Origin of the sequence: Methanocaldococcus sp. FS406-22, from assembly GCF_000025525.1 — an archaeon.
In the GTDB taxonomy this organism is placed as follows: Archaea; AGJL01; Methanococci; order Methanococcales; family Methanocaldococcaceae; genus Methanocaldococcus.
This window is the reverse complement of the sequence record NC_013887.1, coordinates 44,793-66,269: the sequence shown is the minus strand read 5'-3', so window position 1 is coordinate 66,269 and position 21,477 is coordinate 44,793. Positions and strand designations below refer to the sequence as shown.

21 protein-coding genes are annotated in these 21,477 nt (G+C 32.3%); 12 read left to right on the top strand and 9 right to left on the bottom strand.

Features of this window, described 5'->3' with window-relative positions; all coding sequences use genetic code 11:
- Positions 1-2: 2 nt before the first annotated feature.
- Positions 3-1,055, top strand: coding sequence for a phosphoribosylformylglycinamidine cyclo-ligase (gene purM, locus MFS40622_RS00370; RefSeq protein WP_012979688.1), 1,053 nt, complete (start codon positions 3-5; stop codon positions 1,053-1,055).
- Between the two features lie 99 nt (positions 1,056-1,154).
- Positions 1,155-2,570, top strand: a complete 1,416-nt coding sequence (gene purF, locus MFS40622_RS00365) for an amidophosphoribosyltransferase (RefSeq protein ID WP_012979687.1) — start codon at positions 1,155-1,157, stop codon at positions 2,568-2,570.
- A gap of 227 nt (positions 2,571-2,797) precedes the next feature.
- Here the strand turns inward: purF and guaA are convergent, their stop codons facing one another.
- Entirely contained in the window at positions 2,798-3,730 is a 933-nt protein-coding gene (guaA, locus tag MFS40622_RS00360; protein ID WP_012979686.1) for a glutamine-hydrolyzing GMP synthase, read from the bottom strand.
- 18 nt (positions 3,731-3,748) lie between these two features.
- Positions 3,749-4,096, bottom strand: coding sequence for a UPF0058 family protein (locus MFS40622_RS00355; protein WP_012979685.1), 348 nt, complete (start codon positions 4,094-4,096; stop codon positions 3,749-3,751).
- Positions 4,097-4,175: 79 nt separating this feature from the next.
- Between MFS40622_RS00355 and MFS40622_RS00350 the strand changes: the two genes are divergently transcribed.
- The gene (locus MFS40622_RS00350) at positions 4,176-5,441 is read left to right on the top strand and encodes a UbiD family decarboxylase (protein ID WP_012979684.1); all 1,266 of its coding nucleotides are present in this window, start codon (positions 4,176-4,178) and stop codon (positions 5,439-5,441) included.
- A 1,100-nt stretch (positions 5,442-6,541) separates the two neighbouring features.
- Here MFS40622_RS00350 and MFS40622_RS00345 read toward each other — a convergent pair.
- Positions 6,542-7,669 (bottom strand): pyridoxal phosphate-dependent aminotransferase, encoded by a 1,128-nt coding sequence (locus MFS40622_RS00345; RefSeq protein WP_012979683.1) that lies wholly within the window; start codon positions 7,667-7,669, stop codon positions 6,542-6,544.
- On the bottom strand, positions 7,666-8,385 hold the full coding sequence (locus tag MFS40622_RS00340; protein ID WP_012979682.1) for a DNA polymerase beta superfamily protein: 720 nt from the start codon (positions 8,383-8,385) through the stop codon (positions 7,666-7,668). The genes MFS40622_RS00345 and MFS40622_RS00340 overlap by 4 nt, the downstream gene beginning before the upstream one ends.
- Positions 8,386-8,521: 136 nt before the next feature.
- On the opposite strand from MFS40622_RS00340, the gene selD reads away from it, so the two are divergent.
- The 7 genes from selD (at position 8,522) to serB (ending at position 13,204) form a co-directional block, all read left to right on the top strand.
- A complete protein-coding gene (gene selD, locus MFS40622_RS00335; RefSeq protein ID WP_012979681.1) occupies positions 8,522-9,562 on the top strand; it encodes a selenide, water dikinase SelD in 1,041 nt (346 codons plus the stop codon).
- A gap of 221 nt (positions 9,563-9,783) precedes the next feature.
- The gene (gene purC / locus MFS40622_RS00330) at positions 9,784-10,512 is read left to right on the top strand and encodes a phosphoribosylaminoimidazolesuccinocarboxamide synthase (protein ID WP_012979680.1); all 729 of its coding nucleotides are present in this window, start codon (positions 9,784-9,786) and stop codon (positions 10,510-10,512) included.
- Positions 10,513-10,625: 113 nt separating this feature from the next.
- A complete protein-coding gene (gene purS, locus MFS40622_RS00325) occupies positions 10,626-10,877 on the top strand; it encodes a phosphoribosylformylglycinamidine synthase subunit PurS (protein WP_012979679.1) in 252 nt (83 codons plus the stop codon).
- A gap of 36 nt (positions 10,878-10,913) precedes the next feature.
- Complete coding sequence (locus MFS40622_RS00320) at positions 10,914-11,924, top strand: ATP/GTP-binding protein (protein ID WP_012979678.1); 1,011 nt, start codon at positions 10,914-10,916, stop codon at positions 11,922-11,924.
- A gap of 10 nt (positions 11,925-11,934) precedes the next feature.
- Positions 11,935-12,276, top strand: a complete 342-nt coding sequence (locus MFS40622_RS00315) for a hypothetical protein (protein ID WP_048197341.1) — start codon at positions 11,935-11,937, stop codon at positions 12,274-12,276.
- Complete coding sequence (locus MFS40622_RS00310; RefSeq protein WP_012979676.1) at positions 12,257-12,571, top strand: hypothetical protein; 315 nt, start codon at positions 12,257-12,259, stop codon at positions 12,569-12,571. The genes MFS40622_RS00315 and MFS40622_RS00310 overlap by 20 nt, the downstream gene beginning before the upstream one ends.
- The gene (gene serB, locus MFS40622_RS00305; RefSeq protein WP_012979675.1) at positions 12,572-13,204 is read left to right on the top strand and encodes a phosphoserine phosphatase SerB; all 633 of its coding nucleotides are present in this window, start codon (positions 12,572-12,574) and stop codon (positions 13,202-13,204) included.
- Positions 13,205-13,215: 11 nt separating this feature from the next.
- Here the strand turns inward: serB and MFS40622_RS00300 are convergent, their stop codons facing one another.
- Complete coding sequence (locus MFS40622_RS00300) at positions 13,216-14,223, bottom strand: UPF0104 family protein (RefSeq protein ID WP_012979674.1); 1,008 nt, start codon at positions 14,221-14,223, stop codon at positions 13,216-13,218.
- Between the two features lies 1 nt (position 14,224).
- On the bottom strand, positions 14,225-15,259 hold the full coding sequence (gene aksF, locus MFS40622_RS00295) for a homoisocitrate dehydrogenase (RefSeq protein WP_198003845.1): 1,035 nt from the start codon (positions 15,257-15,259) through the stop codon (positions 14,225-14,227).
- A gap of 267 nt (positions 15,260-15,526) precedes the next feature.
- Between aksF and glyA the strand changes: the two genes are divergently transcribed.
- Positions 15,527-16,816: a bifunctional serine hydroxymethyltransferase/L-allo-threonine aldolase gene (glyA, locus tag MFS40622_RS00290; RefSeq protein WP_012979672.1), complete on the top strand. Its 1,290-nt coding sequence runs from the start codon at positions 15,527-15,529 to the stop codon at positions 16,814-16,816.
- 69 nt (positions 16,817-16,885) lie between these two features.
- Positions 16,886-17,407, top strand: a complete 522-nt coding sequence (gene pyrE / locus MFS40622_RS00285) for an orotate phosphoribosyltransferase (RefSeq protein WP_048197339.1) — start codon at positions 16,886-16,888, stop codon at positions 17,405-17,407.
- 317 nt (positions 17,408-17,724) lie between these two features.
- Here pyrE and MFS40622_RS00280 read toward each other — a convergent pair whose 3' ends face one another.
- Genes MFS40622_RS00280 through MFS40622_RS00270 form a run of 3 tightly spaced genes read right to left on the bottom strand, consistent with a single transcriptional unit; the run spans position 17,725 to position 21,432 of the window.
- Complete coding sequence (locus MFS40622_RS00280) at positions 17,725-19,185, bottom strand: DUF530 family protein (protein ID WP_012979670.1); 1,461 nt, start codon at positions 19,183-19,185, stop codon at positions 17,725-17,727.
- A 25-nt stretch (positions 19,186-19,210) separates the two neighbouring features.
- Entirely contained in the window at positions 19,211-20,521 is a 1,311-nt protein-coding gene (cca, locus tag MFS40622_RS00275; RefSeq protein ID WP_012979669.1) for a CCA tRNA nucleotidyltransferase, read from the bottom strand.
- Positions 20,521-21,432 (bottom strand): glycosyltransferase 4 family protein, encoded by a 912-nt coding sequence (locus MFS40622_RS00270; RefSeq protein ID WP_012979668.1) that lies wholly within the window; start codon positions 21,430-21,432, stop codon positions 20,521-20,523. The genes cca and MFS40622_RS00270 overlap by 1 nt, the downstream gene beginning before the upstream one ends.
- Positions 21,433-21,477 lie beyond the last annotated feature (45 nt).

Here is a 21,477-nt window from a genome sequence, read left to right as displayed (position 1 = left end):
CTATGGTTACTTATAAAGATGCAGGAGTAGATATATCACATGAAGATAGAGTAATTAAAGCCTTAGTTTCACAGATAACATTTAAAAGAACTGATATAAAGCCTGCTGAGTTAGGATTGCATTATGCAGGGGCAGTGGAGTTTGGAGATTATTATTTAGTTTTATCTACAGATGGAGTAGGAAGTAAGATGATAGTTGCAGAGATGGCTAATAAGTTTGACACTGTTGGAATTGACATGATAGCTATGAATGTAAATGATGCCATCTGTATAGGTGCTGAGCCTATAGCGTTGGTTGATTATTTAGCTGTTGGACATATAACTGAAGAGATAGCTGAACAGATAGGAAAGGGATTAAATGAAGGAGCTAAGGAGGCAAATATAAACATTGTTGGTGGAGAGACAGCAACATTACCAGATATGATTAAAGGCATTGATTTGGCAGGAACTGTTTTAGCAATAGTTAAAAAGGATGAAATCATAACTGGAAAAGATGTTAAACCTGGAGACGTAATTGTTGGTTTAAGAAGTTCTGGAATACATAGCAACGGGCTATCTTTGGCAAGAAAAGTATTTTTTGACATAGCCAAGTTAGGGATTAATGACAAACTTTCTTATGGAAAGACAGTTGCTGAAGAACTTTTAACACCAACAAAGATTTATGTAAAGCCTGTTTTGGAAATGGTTAGAGATAAAGATATAAAAGTTAAAGGCTTAGCTCATATAACTGGAGGAAGTTTTAGAAAGCTTAAAAGGTTGAATGATAGAGTAACTTATTATATAGATAACCTCCCAGAACCATTGCCAATATTTAAGGAGATTCAAAGATTAGGTAATGTTCCTGATGAAGAGATGTTTAGAACATTTAATATGGGTATTGGATTCTGTGTAATTGTTGATGAAGAAGATGCTGACAAAGTTATAAAAATAGCTAATAAATATAATATCCCAGCTCAGATAATAGGTAGAGTTGTTGATAGCTTAGAAGTTAATGGAAATAAGATTGTTGGTAAGGCTGTTGTTAAATATAATGATAAGCACATAATATTGGAATAAAAATAAACCATCTTTTTAATTTGCTAATTTTTCTTAATTTTGTTTATTTCTTTTTATTTATTGGCTTAAAATCTAAAAAACTAAAAAAGGGTTTTTAACATGTGTGGGATATTTGGAGTCTACTCTTATGAAAAACTAAACGTAGCTAAGAGAATTTATTATGGGTTGTTTGCTTTACAACACAGAGGACAGGAAGGGGCTGGAATAGCTACAAGTGATGGGAAAAATATCCACTACTATAAAAACATTGGATTGGTTACAGATGTTTTTAGAAATGAGACATTACAAAACTTATTTGGATATATTGGAATTGGACATGTAAGGTATTCAACAACTGGAGGAAAGGCTGTTGAAAATTGCCAGCCGTTTGTTGTTAAAAGCTCATTTGGTAATATAGCTATAGCCCATAATGGAGATTTGGTAAATTCAGATGAACTAAGAAGAGAATTAGAGATGAAGGGGCATATATTCACTTCTTCAACTGACTCTGAAGTTATAGCCCAACTTTTGGTTAGAGAGTTGTTAAAAACTTCCGATAAGATTGAAGCAATAAAAAATACATTAAAAAAGCTCGTTGGAGCTTATTCACTTTTAATAATGTTTAATGATTCTTTGATAGCTGTAAGAGACCCTTGGGGCTTTAAACCATTATGCATTGGAAGAGATGAGAGCAATATTTACATATCATCTGAGGATTGTGCATTAACAACTTTAGATGCTGAGTTTATTAGAGATGTGGAGCCAGGGGAGATTATAGAAATTAAAAATGGTGAAATGATATCTCACAAATTGGATTATGATGTTTCTGAATACAACCCAGTGGATATTAATGTTCCATGCATATACAAAGGAGCTACAACATGTATGTTTGAATATGTGTATTTTGCAAGGCCAGATTCAACAATTGATGGTATCAGCGTTTATAAAGTAAGAAAGAGGATTGGAAAAATTTTGGCTAAAGAACATCCAGTAGATGCTGATGTTGTATCTCCAATTCCAGATTCTGGGGTTGCATTTGCCTTAGGGTTTTCTGAAGAATCAGGGATTCCATACTATGAAGGTTTAATAAAGAATAGGTATGTTGGAAGAACTTTTATTTTGCCTTCACAGAATGAGAGAGAATTGGCTGTAAGGTTAAAGTTAAGTCCAGTAAAAAGTGTATTAGAAGGGAAGAGGGTTGTTTTAGTTGATGATAGTATTGTTAGAGGAACAACATCAAGAAGGATTGTAAATATGGTTAGAAAGGCTGGAGCTAAGGAAGTGCATTTAAGAATAGGAAGTCCTAAAATTATATCTCCTTGCTATTATGGTATAGATATGGCTACCAAAAAAGAGCTCATTGCTTCAAATAAAACAGAAGAAGAGATTGGAAAAGCTATTGGAGTCGATTCTATTGGATATTTATCATTAGAGGGATTAGTTAAAGCTATTGGTAGGAAGGATTTATGTTTAGCTTGTGTAACTGGAGAATATCCAACTGAAGTTAAGTTTGAGAAGATATTAGGAAGAGAATAAATTAACAGACTTTATATCAAATTATGCTATTAAATAGCACCATAAACCTTTTTTATTTCCTATGACATACTCTCCGTCTAAAGCAGAGAGGTTTCTTTAGGAGAGCAGAGGGTTTAAAACCCTCACCCTCCACGGGTTGCCAAGCCCACTATCCCTACCTCCCGTCTCCCCTAATTCATCACCGCCCTAAAAGCAGAGTTTCTTAGCGACAAATTAATGGTAAAATTCTATTCAAATTCAATTGTTGCTGGTGGTTTATCGGTTATATCAAACACCACTCTCGCAACATTTGGAATTTCTGAAGTAATTCTCTTACTAATTCTTTTCAACAAATCAAAAGGCAGTTCTGGAACGTGAGCAGTCATAGCATCTAAGGATTTAACCATTCTTAAGGCAACAATCCAGTTGTATTCCCTCTCATCACCTTTAACTCCAGTTGCTTTACAGTCCAAAACAACGGCAAAGTATTGCCATAAATCTTTATCTAAGTTTGCTTTTTTAATTTCCTCCTCAACTATTGCATTTGCCTCTCTGCAGATATTTAGTTTTTCTTCAGTAACCTCTCCTAAAACCCTAACAGCCAATCCAGGCCCTGGGAATGGCTGCCTATAGACGATACTATCTGGCAATCCAAGCTCTTTTGCTAATAGCCTAACCTCATCTTTGTAGAGTTCTCTCAATGGCTCAACAACCTCTAAAACCATTCCGTGTGGTAAGGCAACGTTGTGATGACTCTTTATTTTTCCCTGAGTTTCAATCCAATCTGGAGCAATAGTCCCTTGGACTAAAACCTCTGCCTTTATCTCTTCAGCAACTTCCTCAAAAACATCAATAAATAATTTACCAATAATCTTTCTCTTTTCTTCTGGGTCTGTAACTCCTTTTAAAGCTTCTAAAAACCTATCCTTCGCATCTACAACTATTAAATTTAATCCTAACTTATCTCTAAATGTTCTTTCGACTTCTTCCCTCTCTCCCTTTCTCATCAATCCGGTATCAACAAAAACAGCTGTCAAGTTATTTCCAATAGCTTTGTGGGTTAAAACAGCTGCAACAGAACTATCTACTCCACCACTTAAGGCAATTATTGCTCTCCTATCTTTAATTTGCTGTTTTATTTCTTCTACTGCCTCTTCAATAAATTTCTGTGGATTAAACATAAAAATATCACCCTCAATTTATACTTCCTTTTTATCGTTATTTTCATCTTCTTCTAATATAATAATGTTTTTCTTACAGCTATTTAGATGTTTAAAAGCGTTTTCTTCAAGTTTTTTAGCTAAATTTTTCGGAACATTATCCATATTATTGGCTAAATAACTGGCTACACAGGCAGATAACAGTAATATTGCTGCTTTTTGCTCGCTTTTGAGTCGATGAATGTGATGGGGTCTAATATCTAACATTTCATAAATTTCAAGTAATTTTTTGCATTCATTGTCAATATTTTCTAAATTATCATCCATAATTTCTTTTACAACATAAACAAAAAATTGATGAAGTTTCATTAACTGCTCTTTGTGCATGTTATCACTTTAAATATTAAGCAAAGAATAAGATTAATATTAAAATTGGCTAAGAAATATATAAAAGTTTGGTGATACCATGAGAGAAATTATCAATAAACTCGACCCAATTATAATAGAAAAAGCACACAAAAAGTTTGGTGTTTCGAGAATATTAAAGAAATATGATGGAAGACCGGTGTATATAAAGGATGTAGATGGGTTTGAGGTTGTTGGTAATCTCTGCAGTAGGGAGACATTATCAAAGATTTTTGGAGTAAAAAAAGAAGAATTTACATTCTTCATGCTTAATGCAATGGAGAAAGAAAAAGAAGGAAAATTAAAGATAAACAATAAATTAAAAGAGAAATATATTGTTGAAAGTCCAGAGAAGATTAAAGACTGGCCAATTCCAATATACTATGAAAAAGATGCAGGAGCTTATATAACAAGTGGGGTTGTTGTTGTAAATGATAAAGACTACGGCTACAACTTATCAATCCACAGAATTTTAGTTAAAGATGATTATTTAGTTATAAGAATGGTTGAGCAAAGGCATTTACACTTTTTATATACAAAAGCTATAAAAGAGAAAGGTTATTTAGATGTTGCTATAGTTATTGGGGTGCATCCGGCTGTTTTGTTAGCTGGTTCTACATCTGCTGATATAACATTTGATGAGCTAAAATTTGCAGCTGCTTTATTGGGGGGAGAGATAGATGTTTTTGAGTTAGATAATGGTTTATTGGTTCCAGAGGCAGAGTTTATTATTGAAGGTAAGATTTTAGCTGAGATGGATGATGAGGGGCCTTTTGTTGATATAACTGGGACTTATGACATAGTTAGGAAGCAGCCAATAATTAAAATTGAAAAACTTTATAGAAAGGAAAAGCCAGTATTCCACGCTCTATTGCCGGGGGGGATTGAGCATAAAACACTGATGGGAATGCCACAAGAACCAAGGATTTTGAAGGGTGTTAGAAATACAGTTCCGACAGTGAAGAACGTTGTTTTAACTGAAGGAGGTTGTTGTTGGCTTCATGCAGTTGTTCAGATAGAGAAGAGAACAGAAGGAGACGGAAAAAATGCTATATTAGCAGCTTTCGCTTCTCATCCAAGCTTAAAGCATGTAGTTGTTGTTGATGATGATATTAATATATTTGACATAAATGATGTCGAGTATGCAATAGCCACAAGGGTTCAAGGAGATAAAGATATTGTTATAATACCTGGAGCTAAAGGTTCGTCTTTAGACCCTTCAAGTGATTTAAAAAATAAACTAACTGCAAAAGTAGGAATAGATGCCACTATGAGCTTAATTAAAGGTAGAGAGCATTTTGAAAGAGCTAAGATTCCTGATGAATGAAAACTCTACAGACAAATAAAAAGTTTTATATATTTTTACCTGCTAAAATTTTATTTGTTTGATTTAGTTGTTTATTGTAGTGTTGTGTTTGTCTCGTTGGATGTGTTTGAAATTTAATAAAGGTAATAATTATTTGGTATTTGTTAATTTAGAGGATTTAAGTTCAATTTCTAAGGGTCTGTAAGTTTGATTATTTGGAATATTTAGGTTCATTAAATTATTTAGATTTTTAAAAGTTAAGATTGAATAGTAAGTTAAATGAGATTTCTCTAACTAATAAGTTAAATTTTTAAATTTAGAAAGATAAAAATGCTCTATTTTATTGATGATAGAAAAGCTTATATAGTGTTGGATTTATAAATAAAGGATGTTATTTACCCTTAGAAAAATATGGTTCCGAAAAGCTTAAATATTAGAAGAGTGATTAAAATTATATTGTCGATGATTGCCCTGTTAAAATCAGACCTCTTGGAGGATGGAAACTAGCCATACTTACAAATATCGCCTCCTTCCCATCCTTGTTAAAATCAGACCTCTTGGAGGATGGAAACAACGTATCTCTATCAACAGCCTGCATTAAAAATCCTCCACACGTTAAAATCAGACCTCTTGGAGTATGGAAACTTCTTCTCTACTTAATTCTCCTCCTCCAACACTTCTTATTACACTAAATAGTTAAAATCAGACCTCTTGGGGATGGAAACCTTGGTATTTGTTTCTCGATTTTGGTGTAGATTTGTGCGTTAAAATCAGACCTCTTAGAGGTTTTATTCTCTTTTTAAACCATTAAAATCAAAAGTAAAAAAGCTATTTTTATCTCTTACTTAGTAATACTTATACATCTGAATATATAACAAACTATTTAAATTAGTAATACCAAAAGAGAAAAAATCCCGAGAAAATTTTTCAGTCAGTATTAAGAATTATTACAAATTTAGATTAAAAATCCTGAACTCTTAGAGAATGAAAAACTTTTTAATGTCTATTTTGTTAAAATAAAATTTCTTGAAGGATTAAAAGAGGACAAAACTTAAAATAAAAGCCAACTTGATATAAAAGCTCTTTTAAATTTAGTGTTTCAAAGAAATCATATAATTTATCTATCCAAAAATTCCCTTTATAATCTCCAATGCCCTTTCTATATCTTCATATTTTGTAGCATAGCTAAATCTAATATAATTAGCTCCATTCTCACCAAATGCAATACCCGGAACGCATAAAACCTTATTTTCAATCAACTTTTTAGCGACCTCTACACCATCTCCATACTCAGATACATCTGGGAAGATATAAAATGCCCCCTCTGGCTTATTAACTTTAAAGATATCCTTTAATCCATTATAAATCAAATCTCTCCTCCTTCTGAACTCATTAACCATCTCTTCAACACACTTCTGGCTACCTCTTAAAGCGGCTAATGCTCCATACTGAGCAAAGGTTGTAGCACATGCAAAGCTATACTGATGGATTTTTATCATATTGTTGATTAAATCCAACTCTTTATTTAGCTCGTCTGAAACTACTAAATAACCAATTCTCCAGCCAGTCATTGCGTATGTCTTAGAGAATCCATTAATTAAGATGCATCTATCAGTAAATTGCATTGGTGAGTAGTGTTTTTTATCATAAATAATCTTATCATAAACTTCATCTGAAACAATAATTAAATTGTAATCTTCAGCTATCTCCGCCAAGCCCTTTATTGTTTCTTTATCATAAACTTTTCCAGTAGGGTTTGCTGGAGAGTTAAATATTATCAACTTTGTTTTTTTGGTTATTGATTCTTTTACTTGCTCTAAATCAATATCAAAATTCTCATCTAAGCTTATGCTTTTAATCTTACCCTCAGCAAACTCTGTTAATGAGAAGTAAGACACAAAAGACGGATTTGGAGCTAAAACCTCATCCCCTCTATCAACCAAAGTCATGATAGAGAGCATTAACGCCTCTGAAGCCCCGCAAGTAACAATAATGTTGTCTTTATCAACATCTAAGCCATAATCTTTCATTAACTTGTTGCTTATCTCCTCTCTAAGTTCTGGAATTCCATTGTTTGGAGAGTAGTGAGTTTTCCCCTCATCTAAGGCTTTTTTTGCTGCCTCAACTATATGCTTTGGAGTATCAAAATCTGGCTCTCCTATTCCTAAATTTATGCAGTCAGATGTAGCTAAATTAAATATCTCCCTAATTGCTGATGGTTTTATGTTTTTGCATCTATTACTTATCATCCTCTCACATCCTCAAAATATAGCTTTTTATAGAGTTCTATTGCCTTAATCTTTGCTATTTCTGAAGGTTTATCTCTTATATTAGAGTTTTTATAACTCTCATCTAATAATAAATCCAATTCACAAAAATGATTCTTTATCTTCTCTTTATAGTTATCATCTATTGGCTTTTTATCCACTTTGCATTCAAAGAGATAACTTACAATCTCCTCATCATAGCAATCTAAGCATTTAAATGAACCAAAATCTGGCTTAAACTCTCCTCTCTCTAAGCATAGAATACCTTGATAGTAAGCCCTCAAAATATATAAAAGTGTCTTTGGATTCTCATAATTCTCTTTCTCACTTGATTTTTGAAGATGCTTGGCAAATCCCTTCCAGTGATGATAGAGCTTTTTACAAATGCAATTGTGGGCTATTTCCTTAACATCTTCATGGTATTTTGATGAATACAAAACCTTATCAGATAAAGCTATCTCAATAAAGTTAGCATTTGGCTTTAAAAGCTCTCTCAAAAACTTTCCAAGCTCAAAGCTAACAAAATCACACTTTCCAAACATTTTATTTATAACCTCCCCTTCTCTGCTTTTATATAGGCAGTTTTTGATAAATAGCTCTTTATCTAAGATATGCACTCCCCTAATATCTACATCACTTGGATTTGGAATGCCATACAAATCACTACCAGATATAACAACAAATATTGGAATTTCCATAGCTATCTCCGTGCTATTAGCTTTTTAATATCCCCAAAGTTATTAGAAATTCTAATTGGTAGTATTTTATACCCTATCAAATTTACTAATAATTGTTGTTATGTTTATAAATTTATAACTTTCATCTGGTGATAGCATGGCTGAGAAAATAAAATTAACTGAATTAGTTAAACTCCATGGATGAGCTTGCAAACTGCCCAGCACCGAGTTAGAGTTTTTGGTTAAAGGAATAGTTACCGATGAAGATTTATCAGACAAGGATATCTTAGTTGGTTTGGGTGATGATGCATCAATAATTAAAAGAGATGGGTTAGTTATAGCCAAAACCGTAGATGTCTTCACACCAATAGTTGATGACCCTTATCTTCAAGGAAAGATAGCGGCATGCAACTCAACAAGCGACATTTATGCCATGGGATTATTAGATATAGTGGGAGTTTTAGCAATTGTTGGAATTCCAGAAAAGCTACCAATACACATAGTTAGGGAGATGCTAAAAGGATTCCAAGACTTTTGCAGAGAGAACAAAACCTCAATAGTTGGTGGTCACACAATATTAAACCCATGGCCTCTAATTGGAGGAGCAGTTACTGGTGTTGGTAGAGAAGAGGAGGTTTTAACAAAGGCTGGAGCTAAGGAGGGAGATATCTTAATATTAACAAAGCCCTTAGGAACTCAAACGGCAATGGCATTATCAAGGATTCCAGAGGAATTTAAAGATTTAATAAATATCAGTGAAGATGAGAGGGATTACATCATAAACAAAGCAATAGAACTAATGACAACATCAAACAGATATGCATTAATGGCTTTAAGAAAAGCTGAGGAGAGAGTTGGAGATAAAATAGCAAATGCTTTAACAGATATTACTGGATTTGGAATCTTAGGACATTCAAATGAAATGGCTAAAAATAGCAGGGTTTTAATAGAAATTAACACTCTTCCATGTATAAAAAGAACTCCAGAGTTAAGCAGAATGTTTGGACATGCTTTATTGGATGGTTACGGAGCAGAAACTGCTGGAGGGTTGTTAATATCAGCAAAAAAGGAATATAAAGATGATTTAATTGATGAGTTAGAGAGAGCTAAGTGCTATGCGTTTGAAGTTGGTAGAGTTGTGAAAAAAGGTGAAGGAAAAGCAGTTTTAAGTAAAGATGTTAAGGTTATTGAAATCTAACTCGGTGCTGGGCAGTAATTGCAAAACGTCCCTGTCGATGTGCCGAACCCTTTTAAGGGAGGCACATCGAAGATAGCTGATTTTTTATTCCTATTTTTGACTAAATTTTTTATACTACTACTTTAATTAAACTATTTTTACCTAAAAGTATAAAAATTAAATGAGAAATTTAAAATTAAGATTTAAAGTTATAACTCAATAACCTTAACCCTGGTGAAAGTATGGAAATAAAATTGGAAGAAATTTTAAAAAAGCAGCCATTATACAGTGGGAAAGCAAAGTCAATCTATGAGATTGATGATGATAAAGTTTTGATAGAGTTTAGAGATGATATAACAGCTGGAAATGGAGCCAAGCATGATGTTAAACAAGGAAAGGGATATTTAAACGCTCTAATTTCATCAAAGCTATTTGAAGTTTTAGAGGAGAATGGAGTAGAAACTCACTATATAAAGTATATAGAACCAAGATACATGGTAGCTAAGAAAGTTGAAATTATACCAATAGAGGTTATAGTCAGAAATATAGCTGCTGGGAGTTTGTGTAGAAGATATCCTTTTGAAGAAGGGAAGGAATTGCCATTCCCAATTGTTCAATTTGACTACAAAAATGATGAGTATGGAGACCCTATGCTAAATGAAGATATTGCAGTAGCTTTAGGTTTGGCTACAAGAGAGGAATTAAATAAGATTAAAGAAATTGCCTTAAAAGTTAATGAAGTACTAAAGAAATTGTTTGATGAGAAGGGCATTATATTAGTTGATTTCAAAATTGAAATTGGTAGAGATAAAGATGGTAATTTATTGGTTGCAGATGAGATAAGCCCAGACACTATGAGATTGTGGGATAAAGAGACAAGAGATGTATTGGATAAGGATGTATTTAGAAAGGATTTAGGGGATGTTATTGCAAAATACAGAATTGTCGCTGAGAGATTAGGATTGTTATAGGACTTTCACAGTTTATATATTTACTTTTGGAACTTAGATGCCAAAGGCATCTTTATACAATAGAACACTAATTCCTGTGAAAGTCCTATATAAAGTAAAATTTTGGTGAGATTATGTATAAGGCAACAGTCACAATAAAGTTAAAAAAAGGAGTTTTAAACCCTGAAGGTAGAACAATCCAGAGAGCTTTAAACTTTTTAGGCTTTAATAATGTTAAAGAAGTTCAAACATACAAAATGATTGATATAATTATGGAAGGAGAGAGTGAGGAGAAAGTTAAAGAAGAAGTTGAAGAGATGTGTAAAAAGCTTTTAGCAAATCCTGTTATCCATGATTATGAGATAAAAGTCGAGAAAATTGAATAACTTTTTTCTTTTTTAAACTATTTTTTGGTGATGCCTATGCTAATCAATGAGATTAAAAGCATAAAAGAATTTAGAGGGATAAAAAAGCTTAAAGAATCAATAAAACTGGATAAGTTCAATATTTTAATTGGGAAAAATAACTCTGGAAAGACTGCTATTCTTGAAAGCTTATTTTTATTTCCACATCCAAGAAGAGTATATAAATTAGCAAATAATAGAAGTGTTTTAGATTTTATTTCAAGTGGGAGAAATGGCATAAAAAGTTTGGTTTATAAGTATGAGGGAACAGCAGAACTTGAATTTGATATAAATTTAGATAACAAGTTTTATAAATGGAAAATCAATATAGAGTCCGATGGAATTGTTAATGTTTTTAAAGATAATAAAAAATGCGTTAGAGTTGAGGGAAAATTCTTAGAATTCTTAATAGATAACCAAAAACCAGCAGTTTCTGATAATATAGAGAAAGTACCCATAGATAACTTAGAAATTGTTTATTTCCCTTACGATACAACATTTATTAAAACATTAGACAACTTCCTATCAAACAATGAACAGAAAATATTAAAAGAGAATATCCATACAAAGGTAGCAGAAGCTATAAGCAAAGTGTTGGATGAGAGATTTACTGAAATTGTCTTAAAAAAGGATGGTTGGTATCTAAGGAGGGAAGATGCATCCTACATCCATGTAAATGACATGGGAGATGGGGTTAAAAAGGTTGTAAGAACCATGCTAATCTTAGAGTTATTGAAGCCTAAACTCATACTCTGGGATGACTTTGATACAGCAATGCATCCTTCAATGATTAAAAATCTACTAAGTTATCTATCAAAAGGAGATTGGCAGGTTGTTATATCAACACATAGCATAGATGTCTTATATTATATGTTGGATTTGGAGGATGTTGATGATATTCAAGTTATTGCCTTAAAGAAAGACGAAAGGGATATATTGGGGCATAGAACATTTACAATTGACGATATTGAGGACATAATTGATGCAAACCTTGACCCAAGATATGTTTGCCAGAATTTTGATATTTAAGGGGGAGATGATGCTTGTTACTGAAAATCCAGTAGATAATTTTATAGCTTTTGTAATAACTGGAGATGGTAGATGGGAACAGGTTATTTTAAAAAGTATAGCAAAAAGATACAATGGAAAAGATAAGATAATCTATTTTCCAAAAAATCATTATAAAATATATGGAGAAGATGTAAAAAAGACAGGTTTATGGTGCTTAGATTTTTTAAAATTAGAGAAAGAAAAACTTAATATTTTTGATAAATGCAAAAATCTATTAGTCCTTATTGATAAAGAACACATTCATAAAACAGAAGATATTATTAATAAACTTAATAGTTTAAATGTTTTTGATGGCATTAAAAGTTATTAAAACTACTGAAAACTTAGTTATAATTGAAGGACTATCAGAAAGTAGGATTTTAAAAATTTATGTTGTTATCTTTGGAAATAAAAAGTGCATTGAAGAGAATGTGGCAGAGTTAATTAAATTAGAGTTTGGAAAAAACATAAATGCAGATAAAAATAGCATTAAAAATTTTTTAAAATCAATAAATCTAAAAAGAAATGGATTGAAAAAATTAATTGAAAAAGCAAAAATTGAGAATTTAGAAGCATCATTTAATAATCTAATATACGTAATTAAAGAGTTAGAGCGTGGTGATTGAATGGAGAGGAAAAAACTTATTTTATTTGATTTTGATAGCACGTTGGTTAATAATGAGACAATTGATGAGATTGCTAAAGAGGCAGGAGTTGAGGAAGAAGTTAAGAAGATAACAAAAGAAGCAATGGAAGGGAAATTAAATTTTGAGCAATCTTTAAGAAAGAGAGTTAGTTTATTAAAAGACCTTCCAATTGAAAAAGTTGAAAAAGCCATTGAAAGAATAACACCAACAGAAGGGGCTGAAGAGACAATTAAAGAGTTAAAAAATAGGGGTTATGTTGTTGCCGTTGTTAGTGGTGGTTTTGATATTGCCGTTAATAAGATTAAAGAAAAATTAGGATTGGATTATGCTTTTGCAAATAAGTTAATTATTAAAGATGGAAAACTAACTGGAGAGGTTGAAGGAGAGGTTTTAAAAGAAAATGCTAAAGGGGAAATTTTAGAAAAAATAGCTAAAATTGAAGGAATAAAATTGGAAGATACAGTTGTTGTAGGAGATGGAGCTAACGACTTAAGCATGTTTAAAAAAGCTGGTTTGAAGATAGCTTTTTGTGCAAAACCCATTTTAAAGGAGAAGGCAGATATCTGTATAGAAAAGAGGGATTTAAGAGAAATTTTAAAGTATGTCAAATAAAAAATTAAAAATTAATCTACTTTTTTCTTATCAAGTTCTCTTTTTATAATTAGCATGGCAACATAGCCAAGGACTGTTGGAAGAATGTAAGATACAAGTCTGTCTAATAAAGTAACTGCTGCAGCAACTGAAGGAGGAATTTTAAAGGCAGAAAAAGAAAGAATCATTACTGTATCTGCCGTTCCAAAACCACTAGGGGTTATGGACAAAACACCAGATAAAAGGGTTATTAAATATACGGTAGCTACGCTTACAATAGAGACAAGATAGGGCAGAGATAAAAATAACAACCACAATTTTAGAACATCAAGGACATACCATCCAACTGATAAAATTATGGCAATAAAAACCTCTTCTCCTCTTTTACTTTTAAAAAATTTCATACTGTTGTAGAATTCTTCAATGGATTTTAATATTTTGCTTTCGTCATAGTTGTATGAACCATACTTACAAATAAATTTTGATATTTTCGTGACTGTTTTAATTAAAAGTTCCTTATTTGCGATTAGATAAATAACTACTGCAGTTAGAGAAAACAAAAGAATCCATGATAAGATGAGATACTCAAGATATTCAAATCCAGTAACTACAAAGTATCCAATCACAAATAGCGTGAAAAATAAAAATATTGCAGTATCTAAAACTCTCTCAACGACAACTGTAGAAAATGCCAAACCTTTCGGAATTTCTTCAAGTTTTGATAAATAATAAGCTCTAAATGCCTCTCCACCACCTCTCATAGATGGTGTTATATTATTAATAAACAATCCCATCAACACTAATAAGAAGAGATTTTTCATATTTGCTTTATATCCTAAAATCTTTATTATGTATCCCCATCTTATAGAAAGAAGAACTGAAATAGCTATCTGCAAAATAACTGCCAATATTATGTAGATGGGGTTTGCACTGATTAATATTTGGAATATTTCATATATTCCAATATATACCATTAAAATTAATATAAAGGCAATGCTAAGGATAAATAGAATCAGAGATTTGGTAATTCTTATTTTCATTTTATCCCTTTAATTTTATGTAATTTAGAATTTCGTTCCCAACTTCTTCTGTTTTTAAGTTCCCCCCTAAATCAGGAGTGACTTTTTTATTTATTAGACAGTATTTAACTGCCCCTCTAATCAAATCTCCTTTCTCTTTTTCTCCAATATAATCGAAGAGCATAGCAACACTTAAGATAGATGCCATCGGATTAGCAATTTTTTTCCCGGCTATGTCTGGGGCAGAGCCATGCACTGGCTCAAATAGTGCTTTATCTTCCCCAATATTTGCTGATGGAGCTAAGCCCAAACCTCCAATTAATGCTGATGCTTCATCTGATAGAATATCCCCAAACATGTTTGTTGTTACAATAACATCAAACTTTTCTGGGTTTTTTATAAGATTTAGGGCTGTTGAATCAACTAAATAATCATCTGCCTCTATTTCATAATGTTTTTTTATTTCATTAAATACCTCCAAGAATAACCCATCAGTAACCCTCAACACATTAGCTTTGTGGATGCATGAAACCTTTTTTCTATTGTTTTTTACTGCATATTCAAATGCAAATTTTATTATCCTTTCACAACCTTTTCTTGTGATAAACCTTTCAGCTATGGCTATATCGCCCTCTAATCTCTCCTTTCCAACATATAAATCTTCCGTATTTTCTCTGATAATAACCATATCAATATTTTTGACATCTAAAAATTTGTAATCTGCTATCTTCCCAATTAACTGCCCAATACCAAAGTTATTTATTGGCCTTACATTGGCATATAAATTAAACATCTTCCTCAAAGTTATTATAGGACTTCTATAGTTTTTAACCTCTCCGGGTTTTGGTGATGTTATTGCCCCGAATAAAATAACATCTGCTTCTTTGGCTTTTTCTATTGTTTCTTCTGGTAAAGCATCCCCATACTTTTTTAAACACTCTAATCCTGCCTCTGCTTTTATTATCTCAAAATCTCCAAGCTCATTTAATATTTTTACTGCTTCTGGAATAACTTCTTTCCCTATTCCATCCCCTTCTATAACGCACACCTTCATCATAGACAGCACCAAAAACTTCTATAGTTTTGAAAGAACTTCACAGAAGTAGATTTATACGGCAATAACAGATTGAATGCACTTTAAATATTTTATTTAAAACATTTTGGAGCTTTTAGTTTCAACTATTTAATTAAAATATTACTTCTGTATTCAACCTGTTAAAGATAGCCCTGGCATTAATATTCCTTGATTAAATATATAAACTGTAAAAGTCTATTTAAGCAATTATGTAAAAGTATTACTCATCGATGTTAGGAGGGATATATAATGGAATATTCGGATGTTCCGAAATTTATTAGAGATATCTCTATAAAACAGCATGAGTGGATGAGAGAGAGCATAAAATTGATTGCAAGTGAAAACATAACAAGTTTAGCAGTTAGAGAGGCTTGTTCAACAGATTTTATGCATAGATACGCTGAAGGACTGCCAGGAAAGAGATTATACCAAGGATGTAAATATATAGATGAAGTTGAAACACTTTGTATAGAGTTAGCTAAAGACTTATTTAAGGCAGAACATGCAAATGTCCAGCCAACAAGTGGAGTTGTTGCGAACTTAGCAGTTTTCTTTGCTGAAACAAAGCCGGGAGATAAATTAATGGCTTTAAGTGTTCCGGATGGTGGGCATATAAGCCATTGGAAAGTCAGTGCTGCTGGAATTAGAGGGTTGAAAGTTATAAATCATCCATTTGACCCAGAAGAAATGAATATTGACGCTGATGCAATGGTTAAAAAAATCTTAGAAGAGAAACCAAAGTTAATATTGTTTGGAGGTTCTCTATTCCCATTCCCTCATCCAGTAGCTGATGCTTATGAAGCCGCTCAAGAAGTTGGAGCTAAGATTGCCTATGATGGAGCTCATGTCCTTGGTTTAATAGCTGGAAAACAATTCCAAGACCCATTGAGAGAGGGAGCAGAGTATTTGATGGGTAGTACTCATAAAACATTCTTTGGCCCTCAGGGGGGGATTATATTAACTACAGAAGAAAATGCTGATAAAATAGATACTCACGTGTTCCCTGGAGTTGTTAGCAATCATCACTTGCATCATAAAGCCGGTTTAGCTATTGCATTAGCTGAGATGTTGGAGTTTGGAGAGGCTTATGCTAAACAAGTGATTAAAAATGCAAAGGCGTTAGCTCAGGCGTTATATGAGAGAGGATTTAATGTTTTATGTGAGCATAAAGACTTTACAGAAAGTCATCAGGTGATTATTGATATAGAGAGTTCCCAAGACATAGAATTTTCAGCGAGTGAGTTGGCTAAGATGTATGAAGAGGCAAATATCATTTTGAATAAAAATCTCCTTCCATGGGATGATGTCAATAACTCAGATAACCCAAGTGGTATTAGGTTGGGAACACAAGAATGCACAAGATTGGGAATGAAAGAGAAAGAAATGGAGGAGATAGCTGAGTTTATGAAGAGAATAGCCATTGATAAAGAAAAACCAGAGAAAGTCAGAGAGGATGTTATAGAATTTGCCAGAGAATATTCTAAGATACATTACAGCTTTGATGATGGGGATGGATTTAAGTATTTAAAGTTTTACTAAAAGTTTTTAAATCCTCATTTTTATTTTTTTAGATAAACTATTTCCATCATCTTTTTTATGGTGATGTTCATGGATAAAAAATCCAAATTAATAGAATTACTCAAAGCATCTGGATGTATAAAGTTTGGAGAGTTCATCTTAGCTTCTGGAAAAAAAAGTAATTATTATATAGACATAAAGAAAGCCACTACAAACCCAGAAGTTTTAAAGTTAGTTGGAGAAATTATTGCTGAACAAATAAAAAATGAGGATGTAAAAGTTGCCGGTGTAGAACTTGGCTCTGTCCCTATAGCTACAGCTGTCTCAATCATTGCCCAAAAACCTCTGCTAATAGTTAGAAAAAAACCTAAGGACTATGGAACTAAAAATAAAATAGAAGGAGAGCTAAAAGAAGGAGATAGAGTTATTATTGTAGAGGATGTTACAACTACTGGAGGTAGTGTGTTAAAGGCAGTAAAAGAGATTAGAGAAAATGGAGGGATTGTTGATAGGGTCTTTGTCGTTGTAGATAGGTTAGAAGGAGCTAAAGAAAACCTACAAAAAGAGAACGTTGAGCTAATTCCATTAGTTACTGTAAAAGAATTACAATGAAACTTTTAGAAAAAGTTTTTAATTATATGACCATTAATTCTTAACAAGCTCCGGTGCTTTAGCACGGAGACAAATATTTATCGCAAGTGTTCAAGTCCATATCAATTTCTAAACCGAAGTTCGGGCAAATGAAGATTTCTCATGCCATTATATCCTAACGACCGAAAAGTTCATGAATAAGAAGTAGCATACAAACTTTTCGAAGGCCGCCTGACCCGGCCTGATGAACATAACCTGCCCAATGACGCCCCGGCGACGGGGACGGAAAGGTGTCCCCTAGGGGAACCTCCGCCCTTTAGGCAGAGAGGAGGTCAGTATTACAATCCACTTAATAAATCTAAAAACTTCTTAGTTTTTTCTTTTTTAACTTTACCAAACTTCTCTAACTTACCAACATCAACATTTTTATCCTTCAAAATCTCTTTTATTGGTTCTATTAGAGCTATTTTTTTAAGTAAATCCTCAATATCTTTCTTTTTAAAGTTAAATCTTTTTACAGCATCCCAGTCATGAACTAAATATAAAGCAACCCCACCAACATTCTTTAAAGGAATCTGATACTTTGGCAATTCCTCTTCCAATTTAAACTTTAAATCTAAAACATTTATACAGTCAATCCCTTCAACCTTCATCCAAGATAAAAACCCCTTTTGAGGAGTTATCATAATAGACGGGAATAAGTTGCTTCTTGCCCTTTCATCTGGAGTTTTGTATAAATAAAATTTAAACACATCCTCAGAGAATCTTTTTATCAAAATGTCCTTAGATATTGCCTTGGATAACTCATTTTTAATTTTAATGGCTTTTTTTAAAGGTTCAATTGGTTCTCCATCTTTGTATAATCCTTCTTTTTCTAAAATTTCCTTAAGTTCAAGTTCTTTTAGCTTTCTTTCTTCCATGCATCTGATGTCCAAAATCCCCCCACTCATATCTGTTTCTTCTCTAAATAATAGGCAAAGTTCTAAATATTTATTGAGGTATTTTTTCTCTTTATCGCTAAGCAAGTTATCAATTTTTTCGTTTATTGCTTTTTCAATCTCATCTTTGTAGGCATTAAGATAGCCGATAGCTAAAACTCTCCTAACATACTGGTCATCTATAATCTTGTTCTTTGAGAAATTTCTCTTTATTGATGTAATTATGGCATTTCCAAACTTCTCTTTGATGTATTTCTCATAATTTTTATCTTCAACTTTAATCCTCTTGAACTCTCTCTTTCCCTTATCAATAACTATAAGGGATATGGTATATGATGTTAAAATCCCTCTACCTTTTGGCTCTAAGATGTCTAAAAACTCTTTATATGTTGTAACTAAGTAAGGAGGAAACTCAAACATAATCTTTTTGTATGAGCCATCTAAAGGCAGATTTGGAGGTAAATTTATATTGCCAATATCTTCAGTTAGATGAGCTAAGGCAATTTTATGAGCAACTAATGCATGCCTAACTCTCTCTAAGATACCTTTCTTCTCACTTGCTATTCTCCTTAAATAAGTGCTGTAGCTTGCTATCTCTTGCAATCCTTCACTATCATAGCCTCCTTTTAACTTTCCAACATTTTTGTATGGTGAGTCAAACTCCAAAAACTCCATTTTTGATTTTAAATCTTGTAAAATCTCTAAGTTTTTCTCTAAGGTTGATATAATATCATTTAATTCAGATTTATCAATTTTCTTCTTGTTTATTCTATCCACTATCTCTTTCAATTTCTTGTTAATCCCATTTAGAGAGTCTAAAAATTCATTGGCATTCTTTATCAAATTGCTTGTAGTCTCCATGGCTATTCAACTCAAAAATTATTATTTATACCTCAATAATCTCTCCATTCCTCGGATTAACGTATTTAGGAATAGAGATGTTCTTTAAATTTCCATTAACAATATCTTTAAATAAATCGATTATGTGAGAGTATTTCCTCTCTGTATATGCAAATAACTTACAATCCTTAATAAAAACTTTATCATACTTCTTTAAAAATCTCTCTACCCTCTCCTTCTCAAATATTGGAGGACCTTCCCTTAAAGCAATTTTTGGCAGTTCATGTACTAAAAATTCCCAATATAGATAGCAATACTTATCGTCTGCAAAACACTTGCTATTCAAAATTACAAATTCATTTTTAGTAATAACTTTATTTATACTTTTTTGAAGCTTCTCCATCTGTGGATAGATGATATCATCAACAACATCTCCCCTTGGGATTTTCAATATTAACCTATATCCATGCTCTCTATCTTCCAAAATCTTTTCTAATTTTTTGGCATAATCTTTAAAGAACTCAATGGAAGGGTTTTTTAAAAATTCCCTTGAGTAGAATATGAACTTGCAGAAGTTGTCTTTGCTTAACGGAGATGCAACATTTCTATTTAAATCCACCGGGTCGTAGACGATAAAAGGCTCATCAAATTTTTTAAGGGCTTTAACATCCACATCTTTATAAATCTCAAAGATATCCTTTAAAATTATCTTCCTCCCAATTCTCCAATTTTGAGCATCTTTTAAAAGGTTTATAAATGAACCATAATGCAGAATTAAAAGCTCACAGAGATAGCCAGAAAATCCTTTAGTTTTTACATCAGAGCCATAGAGTCCTAAACTCTTCAAAAATGCTTTTAGCAGTCTAACTTCATCACACAGCCTTTCATTCAACCTACTAATTAAAAATTTGTGATGCAATGGAGTTCTATCAACTGCAGATATTATTCTCTCCCCAAAATCTATCTTGTAGCATGGGACTATATCTACCTCATAGCCGTCAATTTCACCATTAACATAGGGATGAGAGGCATAATTTACGTTATAAGTGCCATTTAACCTTTTTATTGCTTCTATCCCTATTTTTAATCCAATTTCTTCCAATTCATCTTCAGAAACTGATTTGTCAAACAATACAAAAATATCAATGTCATAGTCATCCTTTAAATTGGTATTTCTTGCTGAAGAGCCAACCAACAAAACCTCTAAGATTGGATAGTTGTTTTCTTTGACTATTTTCCAAATTTTGTTAATAATTTGCTGTGCTTTATTTTGCAACTTTTCCATATCTTCCTTTGAGGGCTTTATCTCATCTAAAACTTCTTTTAATATTTCTTCTATTGTCAAAACAATCACCATCATGTTATTAATGATATTAAAATCCCAATTATTCCAAAGAATATTCCAATAACCCATAGAACTGCAACTAAATGAGGCTCTCTCATTGGTTTATACTTCAATATCAACCTTGGTAGAGATAGATAGCCTCCTACATAATATAGCTTCCCATCTTCTCCCAAAGTTGTTGGTTTATGCTCATCCCTACTCATAACCCCAGCACTTAGATACTTTAAAGAGGCATCTATCACATAAGGCATCATTATTATTAAAAATGGAATATATTCCTTATAAACTACCGCTAAGACAGCTAAAAAAGCCCCAATTGGTAGAGTTCCAACATCTCCAGGAAATACCTTTGCTGGATATTTGTTATATATCAACAGCCCTAAGTAGGAGGCAGAGAATATTAAAGCTAACAAACCTCCCAATACATAGTTATCTAAGAATAAAACCACAGCCAATGATATAGATGCAATAATTCCCATCCCTATCTCCAATCCATTAAATCCAGCCAACATATTTGTTAAATTTGAAAAAATCATGATTCCTAAGGCAATAAATAAAACCCCAATTAAATCTACATAGTAGTTGTTATAGAACAAAAACCCTACAATTAATCCAGAGATAAACAACAAAGCCAACTTCTCCTTTGGTGATAGTTTAGCTATATCATCTACAACTCCTATAATCCCAGCAGTAATTATTGATATGGCAAAGATTGAGCTTATAAACGGTATAAATAAGATGTTTGAGAATAAAACAGCTAAGCCACCCATCTCTGGAACTTTAATCTTCTCTTTTTTATGCAAATCATAGCCATATTTGTAATTAACCATCTTCTTCATTAAAAATTTACACAATACTGCCGAAAATATAAAAGCAAATAATAATATTATATATCCGCATATAATAATAAAATGATACCCCATAGCCATCCCTTTTTATAAACGAAGATAAAAAAAGTTAAAGTTTAG

Coding starts and splice junctions, on each gene's coding strand:
- purM (WP_012979688.1), top strand. CDS start 3: ATGGTTACTTATAAAGATGCAGGAGTAGATATATCACATGAAGATAGA.
- purF (WP_012979687.1), top strand. CDS start 1,155: ATGTGTGGGATATTTGGAGTCTACTCTTATGAAAAACTAAACGTAGCT.
- guaA (WP_012979686.1), bottom strand. CDS start 3,730: ATGTTTAATCCACAGAAATTTATTGAAGAGGCAGTAGAAGAAATAAAA.
- MFS40622_RS00355 (WP_012979685.1), bottom strand. CDS start 4,096: ATGCACAAAGAGCAGTTAATGAAACTTCATCAATTTTTTGTTTATGTT.
- MFS40622_RS00350 (WP_012979684.1), top strand. CDS start 4,176: ATGAGAGAAATTATCAATAAACTCGACCCAATTATAATAGAAAAAGCA.
- MFS40622_RS00345 (WP_012979683.1), bottom strand. CDS start 7,669: ATGATAAGTAATAGATGCAAAAACATAAAACCATCAGCAATTAGGGAG.
- MFS40622_RS00340 (WP_012979682.1), bottom strand. CDS start 8,385: ATGGAAATTCCAATATTTGTTGTTATATCTGGTAGTGATTTGTATGGC.
- purC (WP_012979680.1), top strand. CDS start 9,784: ATGGAAATAAAATTGGAAGAAATTTTAAAAAAGCAGCCATTATACAGT.
- purS (WP_012979679.1), top strand. CDS start 10,626: ATGTATAAGGCAACAGTCACAATAAAGTTAAAAAAAGGAGTTTTAAAC.
- MFS40622_RS00320 (WP_012979678.1), top strand. CDS start 10,914: ATGCTAATCAATGAGATTAAAAGCATAAAAGAATTTAGAGGGATAAAA.
- MFS40622_RS00315 (WP_048197341.1), top strand. CDS start 11,935: ATGCTTGTTACTGAAAATCCAGTAGATAATTTTATAGCTTTTGTAATA.
- MFS40622_RS00310 (WP_012979676.1), top strand. CDS start 12,257: ATGGCATTAAAAGTTATTAAAACTACTGAAAACTTAGTTATAATTGAA.
- serB (WP_012979675.1), top strand. CDS start 12,572: ATGGAGAGGAAAAAACTTATTTTATTTGATTTTGATAGCACGTTGGTT.
- MFS40622_RS00300 (WP_012979674.1), bottom strand. CDS start 14,223: ATGAAAATAAGAATTACCAAATCTCTGATTCTATTTATCCTTAGCATT.
- aksF (WP_198003845.1), bottom strand. CDS start 15,259: ATGATGAAGGTGTGCGTTATAGAAGGGGATGGAATAGGGAAAGAAGTT.
- glyA (WP_012979672.1), top strand. CDS start 15,527: ATGGAATATTCGGATGTTCCGAAATTTATTAGAGATATCTCTATAAAA.
- pyrE (WP_048197339.1), top strand. CDS start 16,886: ATGGATAAAAAATCCAAATTAATAGAATTACTCAAAGCATCTGGATGT.
- MFS40622_RS00280 (WP_012979670.1), bottom strand. CDS start 19,185: ATGGAGACTACAAGCAATTTGATAAAGAATGCCAATGAATTTTTAGAC.
- cca (WP_012979669.1), bottom strand. CDS start 20,521: ATGGTGATTGTTTTGACAATAGAAGAAATATTAAAAGAAGTTTTAGAT.
- MFS40622_RS00270 (WP_012979668.1), bottom strand. CDS start 21,432: ATGGGGTATCATTTTATTATTATATGCGGATATATAATATTATTATTT.